At 66.6% G+C, this 14829-nt stretch carries 13 protein-coding genes; 3 read left to right on the top strand and 10 right to left on the bottom strand.

Annotated elements, in window-relative coordinates:
- The 4 genes from V7Q39_RS12975 to V7Q39_RS12960 all read right to left on the bottom strand — a co-directional run.
- A partial coding sequence (locus tag V7Q39_RS12975; protein WP_333817014.1) for a saccharopine dehydrogenase family protein occupies nt 1–523 on the bottom strand: 523 nt, incomplete at its 3' end.
- Between the two features lie 218 nt (nt 524–741).
- Entirely contained in the window at nt 742–2238 is a 1497-nt protein-coding gene (gene amaB / locus V7Q39_RS12970; protein WP_333817013.1) for an L-piperidine-6-carboxylate dehydrogenase, read from the bottom strand.
- Nucleotides 2235–3266: an ACP S-malonyltransferase gene (locus V7Q39_RS12965; protein WP_333817012.1), complete on the bottom strand. Its 1032-nt coding sequence runs from the start codon at nt 3264–3266 to the stop codon at nt 2235–2237. The genes amaB and V7Q39_RS12965 overlap by 4 nt, the downstream gene beginning before the upstream one ends.
- Complete coding sequence (locus V7Q39_RS12960; RefSeq protein ID WP_333817011.1) at nt 3263–5446, bottom strand: thiamine pyrophosphate-dependent enzyme; 2184 nt, start codon at nt 5444–5446, stop codon at nt 3263–3265. Before V7Q39_RS12960 ends, V7Q39_RS12965 begins: the two co-directional genes overlap by 4 nt.
- Nucleotides 5447–5606: 160 nt before the next feature.
- Here V7Q39_RS12960 and V7Q39_RS12955 point away from each other — a divergent pair, with 160 nt between their 5' ends.
- Both V7Q39_RS12955 and V7Q39_RS12950 read left to right on the top strand, forming a co-directional pair.
- Nucleotides 5607–6488 carry a LysR family transcriptional regulator gene (locus tag V7Q39_RS12955; RefSeq protein WP_333817010.1) on the top strand — a complete coding sequence of 294 codons (882 nt, stop codon included), beginning with the start codon at nt 5607–5609 and terminating at the stop codon, nt 6486–6488.
- Between the two features lie 56 nt (nt 6489–6544).
- A complete protein-coding gene (locus V7Q39_RS12950; protein ID WP_333817009.1) occupies nt 6545–7000 on the top strand; it encodes a hypothetical protein in 456 nt (151 codons plus the stop codon).
- Nucleotides 7001–7206: 206 nt separating this feature from the next.
- Here the strand turns inward: V7Q39_RS12950 and V7Q39_RS12945 are convergent, their stop codons facing one another.
- The 5 genes from V7Q39_RS12945 to V7Q39_RS12925 form a co-directional block, all read right to left on the bottom strand.
- Entirely contained in the window at nt 7207–8631 is a 1425-nt protein-coding gene (locus V7Q39_RS12945) for a gamma-aminobutyraldehyde dehydrogenase (protein ID WP_333817015.1), read from the bottom strand.
- Between the two features lie 17 nt (nt 8632–8648).
- Nucleotides 8649–9467, bottom strand: coding sequence for an ABC transporter permease (locus V7Q39_RS12940; RefSeq protein ID WP_333817008.1), 819 nt, complete (start codon nt 9465–9467; stop codon nt 8649–8651).
- The gene (locus V7Q39_RS12935) at nt 9457–10395 is read right to left on the bottom strand and encodes an ABC transporter permease (protein WP_333817007.1); all 939 of its coding nucleotides are present in this window, start codon (nt 10393–10395) and stop codon (nt 9457–9459) included. Before V7Q39_RS12935 ends, V7Q39_RS12940 begins: the two co-directional genes overlap by 11 nt.
- A 208-nt stretch (nt 10396–10603) precedes the next feature.
- A complete protein-coding gene (locus V7Q39_RS12930; RefSeq protein ID WP_333817005.1) occupies nt 10604–11590 on the bottom strand; it encodes an ABC transporter ATP-binding protein in 987 nt (328 codons plus the stop codon).
- Nucleotides 11591–11695: 105 nt separating this feature from the next.
- A complete protein-coding gene (locus V7Q39_RS12925; RefSeq protein WP_333817004.1) occupies nt 11696–12853 on the bottom strand; it encodes an ABC transporter substrate-binding protein in 1158 nt (385 codons plus the stop codon).
- A gap of 226 nt (nt 12854–13079) precedes the next feature.
- On the opposite strand from V7Q39_RS12925, the gene V7Q39_RS12920 reads away from it, so the two are divergent.
- Nucleotides 13080–14264: a glycosyltransferase gene (locus V7Q39_RS12920; RefSeq protein WP_333817003.1), complete on the top strand. Its 1185-nt coding sequence runs from the start codon at nt 13080–13082 to the stop codon at nt 14262–14264.
- On the opposite strand, the gene V7Q39_RS12915 is transcribed toward V7Q39_RS12920, so the two are convergent.
- Nucleotides 14261–14829: LysR substrate-binding domain-containing protein (locus tag V7Q39_RS12915; protein ID WP_333817002.1), on the bottom strand; the 569-nt coding region annotated here is incomplete at its 5' end. The genes V7Q39_RS12920 and V7Q39_RS12915 overlap by 4 nt on opposite strands.

Genomic DNA, 14829 nt, shown 5'->3' with positions numbered 1-14829 from the left:
CTTCGCAGTCGTTGAGGTATTCGTTGACCACGCCTTCCGGCGACCAGTTGAAGGCGTAGCCCAGAAGCCCGGTCGGGTTTTGCGGCAACGCGCCCACGCGCAGGCGGATCGAGCGGACCTTGTCGAACTGTTCAGCCAGATGCGCGCCGACGATACCGACGAAGCCGGGAGCAAGACCGCATTGCGGGGCCATCAGGCCCTTGGAGGTGGTGGAAAGCTCGCGGATGTGCCTGGTTGTGGGCACATCCTCGGTCAGGTCGAAGTAGTGCAGGCCCAGCGCGTGCGCGACGGTCGAGACGCCGATGTTCAGGTGGAACGGCAGGCAGGACAGGACGGCTTCCTGGCCTTTCAGCAGGTCGGCGATGGCAGCCTGGTCCTGAAGATCGACGGTTCGGGTCGGGAAGGGGGCATTGACCTTGCGCGCGTCGACGCCCGTCACTTCGAAGCCCGACTCCACCAGAAGCTCGGCCGCGAGATGGCCGACCTTGCCAAGGCCGAGCACGGCCACTTTCCTGAACGACATGGGTATTTCCTTTCCGGGCCGCAGTCCTGCGCGGCGATCTTCTGCGGGGAAGGCTACCCCCGGCGGGTGCCGGTTGCGCCGGGCCGTTCGGCGAAATCATCGGCAATACCATGCAAAATGACGGCGGAGTCGACATTCTATCCGTGCCGGTCGACAGGCCGGAAAAGCGAAGGCGCGCCGGGGGAAACCGGCGCGCCTGTATCCTGTCGGCCTTGGGCCTAGACCGGGAATTCAACCCCCTGCGCCAGCGGCAGTTTCGCCGAATAGTTCACCGTCGAGGTCTGCCGCCGCATGTAGCCCTTCCAGGCGTCCGAGCCGCTTTCGCGCCCGCCGCCGGTTTCCTTCTCGCCGCCGAAGGCCCCGCCGATTTCGGCGCCCGAGGGGCCGATGTTGACGTTGGCGATGCCGCAGTCGGAGCCGGAGGCGGAGAGGAACGTTTCCGCCTCGCGCAGGTTCAGGGTGAAGATGCAGGAGGACAGACCCTGCGGCACGGCGTTCTGCAGCGCGATGGCTTCGTCCAGATTGTCATAGGTCATGACATAGAGGATCGGCGCGAAACATTCCTCGCAGACAGTGGCGGTCTGGCCCGGCATTTCGACCAGCGCGGGGGTGACATAAGCCCCGCCCTTCACCGCATCGACCGCCTGCCCGCCGTGGACGGTGCCGCCCTCGGCGCGCGCCTTGTCCAGCTGTTTGAGCATCCGGTCGCGCGAGCCTGCGTCGATCAGCGGGCCGATCAGGGTGCCCGCCTTGCGCGGATCACCGACCGGCAGCGCGGCGTAGACCTTCGCCAGCCGCTTGACCAGATCGTCGCGGACCGAGCGGTGCACGATCAGCCGCCGCAGCGAAGTGCAGCGTTGCCCCGCCGTGCCGACCGCGCCGAAGGCGATGGCACGGACGGCCATTTCCAGATCGGCCGAGGGCGCGACGATCATCGCGTTGTTGCCACCGAGTTCGAGGATCGCCCGGCCCCAGCGCGCCGCGACCTTCGGGCCGACGATGCTGCCCATCCGGGTGGAGCCGGTGGCCGAGAGGACCGGCACGGCGGGCGAGGCGACCAGCGCCTCGCCGATGGCCGGGCCGCCGATCACCAGTTGCGACAGGCCCTGCGGGGCGTCTTCGCCGAAGCGGGCCATGGCGCGTTCCAGGCAGCGATGCGCGGCGATGGCGGTGAGCGGAGTCTTTTCCGACGGTTTCCAGATCACCGGATTGCCGCAGACCAAGGCCAGCGCCGTATTCCAGGACCAGACGGCGACCGGGAAGTTGAAGGCGCTGATGACGCCGACCGGACCCATCGGATGCCAGGTCTCGGCCATCCGGTGGCCGGGGCGTTCGGAGGCGATGGTCAGGCCGTACAGCTGGCGCGACAGGCCGACGGCGAAATCGCAGATGTCGATCATCTCCTGCACTTCGCCCAGGCCTTCGGAGGTGATCTTGCCGACTTCCAGCGTCACCAGCGCGCCCAAGGCCGCCTTGGCGGTGCGCAACTCCTCGCCCAGAAGGCGGACAAGCTCGCCACGGCGCGGCGCGGGAACCTCGCGCCACTGGCGGAAGGCGGCTTGCGACCGGGCGATGATCGCGGGCATGTCGGCGGCCTGCGTCTCTTGCACACGGGCGATTTCCGCCCCGTCGATGGGCGAGTGCACGGCAAGCGAGCCCCCGGTGAGGTCGGCGGCGGTCAGCCCGGCGGCGGCAAGGATTTCGGCATGGGTCATTTTGTGGCTCCTGTGACAAGCGCGCGCTGGTCGGGCAGCGCCATCGAGATGAGGAAGGGGTCTTCGGCCTGCATGTGCTGGAAACCGGCCTTCGAGGCGAGGCCGCGCCAGTTTGCCCGGATCAGCGCTTGCGCGACAGCCCCGCCGAGCGTGGTGCCGGGTCCGGCGACGATGAAATAGTCAGGTGCGAATTCGCGGGCGGCGGTGCGGATCGCGGCGGTGAAGTCATAGGGCTGCACCACCTGATGGCCGAGCGTGTAATCGTAAAGCGCATCCGTCGTCGCGGCGCCCGGCCACCAGACATGGCCGCGGCCGTCGATCAGCGGTTTCCCGGCTTTCGTGAAAAGGCTTTTCGGAAGCACCGCCCGGCCCTTCGCCGCGACCGGGGCCTGCAAGGCGGTGTGGAAGGCCGCGTGGTTGCCGAGCCGCAGGGGGAAGCGGTTCTGGACCGGTGGCACGGCGGCTTCGAACGCCTTCAGCCCCGCCTCATTTCCGGCGATCACCAGCATCCCGCCAAGGTCGATCGACAGTGCAAGGTCATGGCCGGGGCGGTCGCCGATCTGGTCCACCAGCGCCAGCAGTTCCTCGCGCCGGGTGGGCGCATCCTGCCAATCCTCGCCCATGAACGGATAGACCAGCTGCCCGCCGATCAGCGCCTCTTGCATCAGGCTGCCCATCGTGTTGACCAGCGTGAACCCGTCCATCGGCGACAGCGCCCCGGCGCAGGCGAGCGCAGAATACCAACCCATCGAATTGCCGGTGACGGCCACCACCTCCACCCCGTCCAGCGATAGCGCGTCGCCCAGGGTGCAGGCGTAGATCAGCGCGCTGGCATTGTCGCCGCGCGAATGGCGGGAGACGGAATAGGCCTGCGCCCCGTCCAGCGCGGTCAGGGTTTCCTGCCCCAGCCGGGTACGCTCGGCGTCAAAGCGGGCCAGCAGCGCTGTGTCGGGGAAATGGGCCAGCGAGCCGAGTTCGGTCTTGGTATAGGTGCCGCGACCGGGGCAGATCAGGACGGCGGTCTTCATCGCACCAACCCCTTGGCCGCCGCCACGATCCCGGCAGAGGACGGCATCGTCGCCGCATAGGCCGGGCCGGTGGCGATGAAGCTGTCCTCGGCGGTCAGGCGGGCCAAAGGCACCCCCGGCGCGGCTTCGTGGAAGTGGGCCATCAGCGTCTCGGCCACGCCACCGGAATGGCGGGTCTCGTCGACGATCAGGATATGCTTGCAGCCTTGGACCGCCGCCGTCAGCGCGTCCTTCGGCAGGGGGGACAGCCAGCGGGTATCGACGATCCGAGCCTTGATCCCCGCGGCTTCGATCTGGGGCAGCGCCTGATTGGACAGATAGACGCCGTTGCCGAAGGTGACGATGGCGAGGTCCGCGCCGTCGCCGCTGACCCCCACCTCGCCCAGCGCGATCCGTTCGGACGGGTCGGGGTAGCGGGTCATCCAGAGCCCGTCCTTGTCGCCGTGCAGGTCGCGCATCGGATAGAGGGCGATGGGTTCAAGGAAGACCACCACCCTCTGCTCCTCGCGCGCCAGCCGCACACATTCGCGCAGCATCCGCGCGGCATCTGCCCCGTTTGACGGCACGGCAAGGATCACCCCCGGAATGTCACGCAGCACGGCGACCGAGTTGTCGTTGTGGAAATGCCCGCCGAAGCCCTTCTGGTAACCAAGGCCTGCAATGCGCAGCACCATCGGGTTGGTGAAGGCGCCTTGACTGAAGAAGGGCAGCGTCGCCGCCTCGCCCCGCAACTGGTCCTCGGCATTATGCAGATATGCTAGGAACTGGATTTCCGGCATCGGGACAAAGCCGTTCTGCGCCATGCCGATGGCGAGGCCGAGGATCGACTGTTCGTCCAGGAGCGTGTCGATCATCCGGTCCGGCCCGAAGCGCTGGGTCAGCTTCTGGGTCACGCCATAGACACCGCCCTTGCGGCCCACATCCTCGCCCATCATCACGATCTCGCGGTGGGACAGCATCAGGTCTGTCAGCGCCCAGTTGATGATCCGCGACATGATCTGCGGCTCGTCCATCGCCTTGAGGTCGGCGCCGAAAGCCTGCGCCCGCGCCTCGGGCGTCGGCCCGTTGGTGGGCTTGCAGGGGCGCGGCGGCGGGATCAGGCTTGCCATCACCTCTGCCGCCGTCTTCAGCCGGGGCCGCTTCACGGCATCCCCCGCTACCCGTTCCACCCGCACGCAGGTCTCGCGATACACGGTCAGCGCGTCCTCCGGGGTCATCACTCCCGCCTGATCCAGCAGCCGCGCCGAATGCAGCAGCGGATCCTGCGCCTCTTCGGCCTCCACCTCCTCGCGGGCAAGGTAGGTCGTCGGCACATCCGCGCCCGCATGGCCGTAGAGGCGGATCGTGCGCAGGTGCAGGAAGGCGGGTTTCTTCCGCGTCCGCACGAACTCTGCCGCTTCCGCCGCCACGCGGTAGGTGTCGTAGAGGTCCAGCCCATCGGCCTTGAAATAGGCAAGGCCCGGCCGGGCGGAGAAGGTCGCCTCGATCCAGCCGGTCGGCGTCTTTGTGGAAATGCCGATCCCGTTGTCCTCGCAGACGAAAAGGAGCGGCAGGGGCACCGACTGGTAGCTGGTCCACTGCGCGGTGTTGAACGCCCCCTGCGCGGTGGAATGGTTGGCGCTGGCATCGCCGAAGCTGCACATCACCAGCGCATCCTCGGGCAGGATCGCATGTTCGGGCCGGTGCCGCCGCGCCGCGCCGATGGAATAGGCCGCGCCGACCGCCTTCGGCAGGTGGCTGGCGATGGTCGAGGTCTGCGGCGGGATCATCAACCGGCGCGAGCCCAGCACCTTGTGCCGCCCGCCCGAGATCGGGTCGTCCTTGGACGAAGCGAAGGACAGGAGCATGTCCCAGGCGGGGGTTTCGCCCGGCACCTGCCCGGCGCGGGCGATCTGGAAGGCGGCGTCGCGGTAGTGCAGGAAGGCCATGTCGGCGGGCCGCAGGGCCAGCGCCACCGCCGCCAGCCCCTCATGCCCGGACGATCCGATGGTGTAGAACCCCTGCCCCGCCCGCTGCATCGCGCGGCTCTGCCGGTCCAGCCCCCGGGTCAGGCAGCTGGCACGGAAGGCTTGCACGGCCAGTTCCGGCGAGAGCGGACCCGAGGGTGATTTCCCCGCGGGGAAATCCCGCGCGGCGACCCGGCGCAGGAAATTCTCATGCACGATCTCGCAGCGGTCCAATCAGGCCCCCATCATTGCGGGGCCACCGGCGCCCGCGATGGGCCGGCAGGAAGGGGACTGGACGTGCATCATCGGACCGATCGGTGTTTTGCGGGAGTGTATCTGAAGAAAAACTCCAATAGAACCGATGAAAAGTCGCTTGTCTGTGAGGTTTCCGCACATGATCGCCCCCCGCCGCTTCCTGCCCTCGGTCAGTTCGCTCCTCGCGCTGGAGGCGGTGGAACGCCTTGGCTCGGCCACTCTGGCGGCGGCAGAGCTGTCGCTGACCCATTCCGCCATCTCGCGCCAGCTGCGGCATCTGGAGGACCAGATCGGCGTCACGCTCTTCGAACGTGCGGGCCGCGCACTGGTCCTCACCCCCGCAGGCCGCGATTATGCCGCCACCGCACGGGGCTATCTGCAGGATCTGGCGCGGGCCAGCCTGAAGATCCGGGCTGCGGGGTCGCGGATGAGCCTGAACCTCGCCGTCCTGCCCGCCTTCGGCACGCACTGGCTGCTGCCGCGCCTGAAGGCCTTTACCGACGCGCATCCCGAGGTGACGGTGAACCTGTCCACCCGGCTGGCCTCGTTCGACTTCGCCCGCGATCCGTTCGACGCCGCGGTGCATTTCGGCACTGGCGACTGGCAGGGGGTGGAGTATCTGGACCTGATGCGCGAGCGGGTGATCCCCGCCGGGTCCCCCCTTTTGCTGCGCGACGGCCCCCTGCCGCCGGAGCGGTTGCTGGACTTCCCCCTGCTGCATCTGGAAAGCCGCCCCGGCGCCTGGGAAGACTGGTTCGCCCGTCGTCGCGTGCCGGTGGACCGGCTGCGGGGGATGCTGTTCGACACCTTCGCCCACATGTCCGAGGCGGCGGCCCTGGGCTTCGGCCTGGCGCTGTTGCCGTCCTTCCTGTTCGAGGCGGAAGCGGAGCGCGGTCGGCTGGTCGCGGCGGTGGAGGGGTTCGAGGCGCTGGAAGCCAGCTACTCGCTGGTCTGGCCGAAGGGGCGGGTGGTGGGGAAGCCGTTGGGGATGTTGCTGGAGTGGTTGGGGAAGTCGCTATAGTAGATTTGCAGGAAGCGGGGTGATGGCTTGCAGCGACGGATGATTGCTGCCTAAGTTTGGCGATCATTCGTTTGAGGCCATGGAGCTTGAGTTCACTCGCAATTCTGAATCCGCTCACCGGCCTTCAGTCTTTCGGCCTCGTGCCAAGTTTGAAGCTTTCGGGTGTCTTGTTGCCAGAGGCACCGATTCTTTTGCCTCTTGGCCGTCACATCGGCCCCAACAAGGGATTTGGTGCAAGACATATCTGGGCGGAGCACAGGCTTGAGATGGAAAGATCAGGTCAACTTTCAGAAGCGGATGTCCCACTCTATGTTCTGTCCATCATTCAGGTTGGAACACCGCTATATTTTGAAGGAGCAAGTTGGCAGCACACCCGATTGATGGCAGTTCGATCTACCGCGGGAACAGCTGTCATTGAGTTCAGAGAGCGCCGTGAAGCAGCCGTCTGGTCGGTCGTCACGGCATTCTCCGGAACGAAAACGCACGGCACCCGTGTGGGAGCCGTGCGCTGATGCTGTGCTTGCAGTAGCAGCGTTCCCTTAGCTCATCGGGGTCGGGAACCACCCTTGCGTGTCCTGCAAATGATCCCCCTGCAAGGATCACCTTCCACATGAGCGGGCCAATTCACAGGTGAAGCCGACTCAAAATGCTCTTTAAGGCACAGCTGGAAGATACGCTTTCCGCACACTGTTTTCAAGACAGACTGCGTCCGTCCTCCTCACCCGTGCTTCACCATAACATGCCGCACCACGGTGTAGTCCTCCAGCGCATAGGCGCTCATGTCCTTGCCATACCCACTCTGCTTCAGCCCGCCGTGCGGCATTTCGTTGGTCAGCATGAAGTGGGTGTTGATCCAGGTGCAGCCGTAACGCAGCCGCGCGGCGGTGGCCATCGCCCGGCCCACGTCGCGGGTCCAGACCGATGACGCCAGCCCATAGTCACTGTCGTTGGCCCAGGTCACCGCCTCGTCCACGTCCGAGAATGGCGTGACGGAGACCACCGGGCCGAAGACCTCGCGGCGGACGATCTCGTCGTCCTGTTTCGCGCCAGCAACGACTGTAGGGCGGTAGTAGAAGCCCTGCTCCATCGCCTCGCCGCCGGTGGTGATCTGCACATGGTTCAGCTCGCGGGCGCGGTTGACGAAGCTTGCCACCCGGTCGCGCTGGCGCTGGCTGATCAGCGGGCCGATCTCGTTCGTGGTGTCGTCCTCGGCGGCGAGCGTGATCGAGGCGGCGGCGGAAGTGAGGTCGGCGACCAGGGTGTCGTAGACCTTCTTCCCCGCATAGACCCGGCAGGCGGCGGTGCAGTCCTGCCCGGCGTTGTAGAAGCTGAAGGCGCGCAGGCCTTCGACCACGTCCGAAACATCGGCATCGTCGAAGACGATCACCGGGGCCTTGCCGCCCAGTTCCAGATGGGTGCGCTTCACGGTCTTGGCGGCGGCGTCCAGCATCTTCTTGCCCGTGGCCACGTCACCCGTCAGGCTGATCATGTCGACGCCCGGATGGTTGATCAGGTAGCTGCCCACCGTCTGGCCGCGGCCCGCGATGACGTTTACCACGCCTTCGGGCAGCACATCGGCCAGGATATGCGCCAGTTTCAACGCGGTCAGGGGCGTCTGCTCGCTGGGCTTGAAAATCACCGTATTGCCGCCGCCGATGGCGGGGCCAAGCTTCCAGGCCATCATCATCAGGGGATAGTTCCAGGGGGCAATCGAGGCGACCACCCCCACCGGATCGCGGCGGATCATGCTGGTATGGCCGCTCAGGTATTCCCCTGCCACCGTCCCGGTCATGCAGCGCACTGCACCCGCGAAGTAGCGGAAGCAGTCGACGATGGCCGGGATCTCGTCGTTCAATGCGGCATTGATCGGCTTGCCGCAGTTCAGCGCCTCCAGCGCCGCGAAGGCATCCGCCTCGGCCTCGATCCGGTCGGCGATGGCCAGCAGCGCGGCGGAGCGTTCGGCAGGGGTCGTCCGCGACCAGCCCTCGAAGGCCTTCCGCGCCTCGGCCACCGCCCGGTCGACCTGCGCGGTCGAGGCTTCGGGCACCTCGAGGATCAGCGCGCCGGTGCGTGGGTTCAGGACGGATTCCTTCGCCTCCTGTCCCGCCTCGAAGCTGGAGCCGATCAGAAGCTGGGTCTGGATGGTCATGAAAGGTCTCCCTATTTGCCCATGCCCGCGGTCTCGGACCCGCCGCGGGTCAGGTAATAGGCGGCGAGGATGGGGAAGAAGGTGGCCGCGAAGACCACGATGGCGACAACGTTGGTCACCGGGCGCTGGCGCGGGCGGATCAGCTCGTCCAGCATCCAGATCGGCAGGGTCTTGGACGCGCCGCCCGAGCCGGCGGTGAAGATGGTGACGATGACCTCGTCGAAGGACAGCGCGAAGGCCAGCATCCCGCCTGCGAGGAGCGCCGAGCCCATGTTGGGCAGCAGCACATGCCGGAAGGTCTGGAAGGCATTGGCGCCGAGGTCTGCCGACGCCTCCATGATCCCGCCGGACAGCCGGCGCAGACGGGCGACGGCGTTGTTGTAGACGATGACGATGCAGAAGGTGGCGTGGCCGAGGACGATGGTCCAGGTGGAGAAGGGGATGTCCAGCACCCCGAAGGCCGAGCGCAGCGCCATGCCGGTGATGACCCCGGGCAGGGCGATGGGGAGAAGGATCAAGAGGCTGATCTGGTCGCGCCCGAAGAAGGCCGTCCGCGTCATCGCCGCCGCAACCAGCGTCCCCAGGATCAGCGCGATGCTGGTGGCGATGGTCGCGACCCTGAGCGACAGCCAGAGCGGCGGCCAGATGTCGGGCCGGTCATACCAGGCGGTCGCGAACCACTGGGTCGTGAGGCCGGGCGGGGGGAACTGGAAGCTGCGCTCCTCGGTCGTGAAGGCGTAAAGGAAGATCAGGAGGATCGGCAGGTGCAGGAACAGGAGGCCGCCAATGGCCGCCGCGCGCAGGGACAGGGGAGAGCGGTCAGAGAGCATCGAACGCCCCCAACCGCCGCGCCAGCGCCAGATAGACCAGCATGATCAGGATCGGCACCACCGCGAAGGCCGCGGCCAGCGGGATATTCCCGGCGGTGCCCTGCAACTGGTAGACCGCCATGCCGATGAAATTGGCCGAATTGCCGATGATCTGGGGAATGATGTAGTCGCCCAGCGTCAGCGAGAAGGTGAAGATCGACCCGGCGATCACCCCCGGCAGCGCCAGAGGCAGGACCACGGTGCGGAAGGTCTGCGCCCTTGTGGCACCCAGGTCGGCCGAGGCTTCCAGCATCGAGGTGGGCACCCGCTCCAGCGAAGCCTGCATCGGCAGGATCATGTAGGGAAGCCAGATGTAGCAGAAGACCATGAAGGTCCCGAGGGGCGAGGTGGAAAGCGACGAGCCCTCAAGCCCCGGGATCGACAGCAGGCCGTCGAGGATCCAGGAGGTATATGTCCGCTCCGCCGCCCAGCCGATGATTCCCTCCTTGGCCAGGATCAGCTTCCAGGCATAGACCTTGACCAGATAGCTCGACCACAGGGGCAGCATGACGCCCAGGTAGAAGGCGGCCTTCCAGTGACCCTTGGCGTAACGGGCGGCGTAATAGGCGATGGGGAAGGCAAGGACGGCGCAGGCCAGGGTGACGGCGGCGGCCATGGTGACCGTGCGGACCAAGATGTCGAAGTTCGAGGGCCGCATGAGTTCGGCATAGGTCTTCAGCGTGACCTCCTGCTTCACCACGCCGGAGAATTCGTCGATCGAGTAGAAGCTCTGCAGCAGCAGCGCCAGCAGCGAGCCGAGGTAGACCACCCCGAGCCAGAGGAGCGGCGGGGTCAGCAGCAGCGCCAGCAGCACCCGCGGATGCCGCCAGAAGAGCGCGGTCAGCCGGTCGGCAAGGCCCCGGGCGGGCAGGATCGCGGAGGCGGTCATGGCTGCGCCCCCGAGGGGCAAAAATTCTTGCAGGAAGAATTTTGGGCGCTTGGTTCTGCAAGGATGCGCCGGGTGTGAATGGCGGAGCCTCCGGCGGGGATATTTGCAGACAGAAAATGGACCTGCGGTGATGTCATTTTCTGTCCCCAAGTATCCCGGGAGTGAGGGGGCAGCGCCCCCTGCGACAGGGCGGTCTTGAGATGGCGCATCAGGATGCCCCCATCAGGTGCAAGGCGCCGGGGTCGAAGGCGATTGCTGTCGTCGCGCCCTCGGGCGGCACGGGCTGGCCCGCCGGGACCAACGCCGCGATTTCGGTGCCCTGCGCCTCGATCACCACCCTTGTGCCCGAGCCAAGGTAGCGCAGCGCGGTCACGGTGCCCGAGACGGGGCCGCTCGCCGCCAGCCGCGTCGCCTCGGGGCGGAGCGAAGCCCATTCCGCCGGACCGCCCAGGCGCTGGGTCAGATCAGGAGGCAGCACGTTGGACGATCCGACGAAATCGGCCACGAAACGGGTGGCAGGGCGATCGTAGATGTCTTGCGGGCTGCCGATCTGGGCGATGCGGCCTTCGTTGAACACCGCCAGGCTGTCGGCCATCGACAGGGCCTCGTGCTGGTCATGGGTGACGAAGACGAAGGTCAGGCCCAGCCGCTTTTGCAGCGCCTTCAATTCGTCCTGCATTGCCTCGCGCAGCTTCAGGTCCAGCGCGCCGAGCGGTTCGTCCAGAAGCAGCACCCGTGGCTCGTTCACCAGCGCACGGGCCAGGGCCACCCGCTGCCGCTGCCCGCCGGACAGCTGGGCGGGCTTGCGGTCGCCGTAGGCGCCCAGCTTGACCAGCGCCAGCATTTCCTCGGCCTTCGCGTGGCGCTGGCGGCGGCCCATGCCCTTGACCATCAGCCCGTAGGCCACGTTGTCCCGCACGTTCAGATGCGGGAACAGCGCATAGTCCTGGAACACCGTGTTCACGTTGCGCAGGTGCGGCGGGGTTTGCGAGACATCCTCGCCGAAGATGTGGATCGCCCCGCCGGTGGGTTTCTCGAAGCCCGAGATCAGCCGCAGGCAGGTGGTCTTGCCCGACCCGGACGGCCCGAGCATGGCGAAGAACGAGCCCTCGGCGATGGTCAGGTCCACGCCGTCGACGGCCTTCACCTGGCCGAAGTGACGGGAGACGTTCTGGAACGAGACGGAAGCGGTCATGAGGTATCCGTAGGGTGGGGTTGCACCCCACCGTTGCGAGGAAAGGTGGGGTAGAACCCCACCCTACGAAGGCATCGCCCCCGCCGGGAGACGGGGGAGTGGCGCTTACCGCCCGCCGATCACGCCGATATAATCCGAGACCCAGCGATAATATGGCACGCAAGCGCCTTCACCCTGAGAGCAGTTCGACACCGGGGTGGTCCAGAAGCGGATCTTGTCGAAATCGTCCATCCCGTTCGCGGTGCAGCTTTCCTTCGTCGACATGCCCGATCCGTCGGTGCAGGCCGCCGGGACGCTGGGGTTCGCCCCGAACCAGACCGCAAGGTCGGATTGCAGGTTGGACGACAGGGTATGTTCCATCCACAGATAGGCGCAGGTCGGGTTCTTGGCGTCGACATGCATCATCGTGGTGTCGGCCCAGCCCGTCGCCCCCTCTTCGGGAATCGTCGAATCCACCGGCTGCCCTTCAGACTTCAGGAGGTTCACCTGGAACGGCCATGACCCCGAGGCGACCACGCCCTCGTTCTTGACGTCGTCGATCTGGATCATCGCATCGTGCCAGTAGCGGCTGACCAGTTCGCGCTGGCCGCGCAGAAGGTTGAGCGCCGCCTTGTACTGGTCCTCGTTCAGCTCATAGGGATTGGTGATCCCCAGTTCGGGCTTGTGGGCCATCAGGTATTGCGCGGCATCGGCGATGTGGATCGGCCCGTCATAGGCCTGCACCCGGCCCTTGTTGGACTTGCCGTCGGGCAGGGTCTGCTCTTCGAACACCACCGACCAGGACTTCGGCGCCTCCTTGAAGACGTCGGTGTTGTACAGCAGGACGTTCGGCCCCCACATGTAGGGCACGCCATAATGCACCCCGTCCACCGTGTGCCAGGGTGCGTTCTGCATCCGCTCGTCCACATTCTTCCAGGACGGGATCAGGTCCGTGTTGATCGGTTGCACCCGGTCGCCCGCCACCAGCCGCAGCGAGGCGTCGCCCGAGGCCGTCACCAGGTCGAACCCGCCCTCGTTCATCAGCGCCACCATCTCGTCCGAGGTGTTCGCCGTCTTGACATTGACTTTGCAGCCCGAGGTTTCCTCGAACTTCGTCACCCAGTCGAAGGCCTTGTCGCTTTCGCCGCGTTCGATATAGCCCGGCCAGGCGACGATGTTCACCTGCCCCTCCGGCTCGCCCAGCGCGGCCACCTGGGCGACGGCGGGGGTCAGCCCCGTCAGAAGCGCAAGCGTTGTGGTTCCCAGAAGTTTGAGACGGTTCATGGCAGACTCCCGTTGGTGTGTCTCTGGCGGTATCGCGGCCGTCCGTTGCCCGGACCTGGGCAAAAGCGTAGGGGGTCACATTACTTTCGCAATAACAAAATACTGAAGCTAGCTATCGGCGTTGCCGATGGGTAGACCGGCTCAGGCGGGCCTGAAGTCGAATCCGCGATACTTGACGCGGGATTCATATTACATATTTCGCATTGAACGTGGTTGGTGGGTATTGATGGCGCATATTCTGATGATTGCTCCGGCACCGGTGATCGAGACCGGGGGCCGTGTCCGGCTGGATGTGAAGTTTGTCGAGGGGATGCGCGTCCAGCAGGCGCATTGGCCCAACCGGATCACCTGTCTTTTGCGGCGCGGCACCCCTGCCATCCCCTTCGGGCGCGACTATGATGCCGCCGAACTGCCCTTCGAACTGGTGCTGCTCGACCCCACGGAACCGATCGAGGCCCGCCACCTGGCCGGGCACGACCTGATCTATGCCGGGGCCGACGATTTCCGCTGCCTCGGCCTGGCCGATCTGTTGGCACCGGAGCAGAAGATCGTCTACGTCATTGAATACACCGATGAAACCCGCCGCCAGATCCTGAGCCTGGACCGCAATCGCGGGCTGGTCAGCCGGTTGAAGGGGCATGTCTGGCTGATGCAGCAGGAAAGGCGCCGGCGGAGTGCCCTTCGCGCGGCGCAGGGGCTGCAGTCGAACGGCTATCCCGCGCATGACCTGTACGGGCCGATGTGCCGCGACAGCCTGCATTTCCTGGACGGCCGCATGACGCCCGACCTCTTCGCGACCGAAGCCGAAATGACCGCGCGCGAGGCTCGGCGTGCCGAGGGCGGGCCCTTGCGGCTGGTCTATTCCGGGCGGCTGGAAACCATGAAGGGCGCGCAGGACCTGATCCCCGTCGCGCGCCGCCTGAGCGAACGCGGCGTCGATTTCACGCTGGACATCTTCGGCACCGGATCGCTGGAGGCCGAGATTGCCGCGGGCCTCCAGAGCCTGCCCGACCCGCAGCGGGTGCGGTTGCGCGGCGTGGTGGATTTCGAGACCGAGCTTGTACCCTTCACGCGCCAGAACGCCGACATCTTCCTGGGCTGCCATCGCCAGTCCGACCCGTCCTGCACCTATATCGAGGCGATGGGCTGCGGGGCCGCCGTGGCCAGCTACGACAACCGGATGTGGCAGCGGCTGAACGGCGAGGCGCAGGCCGGATGGGGCGCGCCCTTGGGAGATGCCCTGGCGCTGGCCGACCGCATCGCCGGGGTGGCGCGCGACCCGGCGGCGATCACCCGCTGCAGCCGCAACGCCTGGACCTTCTCGCAGGCGCATGGCTTCCAGCCCGAATTCCAGCGCCGGATGGAGCATCTGGCCCGCATCGCCGGGGTGAGCCTGCTGCCGGTGGCCTAGCTGGGCCGCGCCGCCGTCGTGCCCTGTGCCGAGCGGATGAAGTTGCTGGCCGGGGCGGTCAGGGGGGCGCCCTTGCGCCAGGCCAGGCCCACCTGCACCGAGGGCAGGTCGCCCGACACGTCGCGGATGTCGATCCGGTCGCCTTCCAGCGACCAGGGCCGGTAGACCAGGCTGGGCAGGATCGCCAGCCCCGCGCCGGTGGCGACAAGCGAGCGCACCGCCTCGACGCTGCGGGTGCGGAAGGCGATCTGCGGCTTCACCGGCAGGGCCGCGGTCAGGCGGCGGGTGGATTCCTCGATCTCGTCCACCATCAGCTGGATCAGCGGCTGGCCCGCCAGTTCTTCCAACGTGATCAGTTCCTGTTGCGCCAGCGGATGGCCCAGCGGCAGCCACAGCCGGTAGGGCGACACCACCAGCGTCTCGACATTCAGGGCCAGCCGATCCTTCACCGACGAGGTGAGCAGCACCGCCACATCCAGTTCGCCCCCGATCAGCAGATGCTGGAGGTAATCGCCGTTGTCCTCGATCACGTTCAGCTCGATCCGGGGATAGGCGCGGCGGTAGC

The sequence above is a fragment of the Tabrizicola sp. genome, from assembly GCF_036781545.1.
In the GTDB taxonomy this organism is placed as follows: domain Bacteria; phylum Pseudomonadota; class Alphaproteobacteria; order Rhodobacterales; family Rhodobacteraceae; genus Tabrizicola.
This window is presented reverse-complemented; position numbering and strand designations above follow the sequence as displayed.

What these genes read in the sequence shown, in the direction of transcription:
- V7Q39_RS12930 (WP_333817005.1), bottom strand. Translation starts at nt 11,590, where the DNA reads ATGACCGCTTCCGTCTCGTTCCAGAACGTCTCCCGTCACTTCGGCCAG.
- V7Q39_RS12925 (WP_333817004.1), bottom strand. Translation starts at nt 12,853, where the DNA reads ATGAACCGTCTCAAACTTCTGGGAACCACAACGCTTGCGCTTCTGACG.
- V7Q39_RS12965 (WP_333817012.1), bottom strand. Translation starts at nt 3,266, where the DNA reads ATGAAGACCGCCGTCCTGATCTGCCCCGGTCGCGGCACCTATACCAAG.
- V7Q39_RS12935 (WP_333817007.1), bottom strand. Translation starts at nt 10,395, where the DNA reads ATGACCGCCTCCGCGATCCTGCCCGCCCGGGGCCTTGCCGACCGGCTG.
- V7Q39_RS12940 (WP_333817008.1), bottom strand. Translation starts at nt 9,467, where the DNA reads ATGCTCTCTGACCGCTCTCCCCTGTCCCTGCGCGCGGCGGCCATTGGC.
- V7Q39_RS12955 (WP_333817010.1), top strand. Translation starts at nt 5,607, where the DNA reads ATGATCGCCCCCCGCCGCTTCCTGCCCTCGGTCAGTTCGCTCCTCGCG.
- amaB (WP_333817013.1), bottom strand. Translation starts at nt 2,238, where the DNA reads ATGACCCATGCCGAAATCCTTGCCGCCGCCGGGCTGACCGCCGCCGAC.
- V7Q39_RS12920 (WP_333817003.1), top strand. Translation starts at nt 13,080, where the DNA reads ATGGCGCATATTCTGATGATTGCTCCGGCACCGGTGATCGAGACCGGG.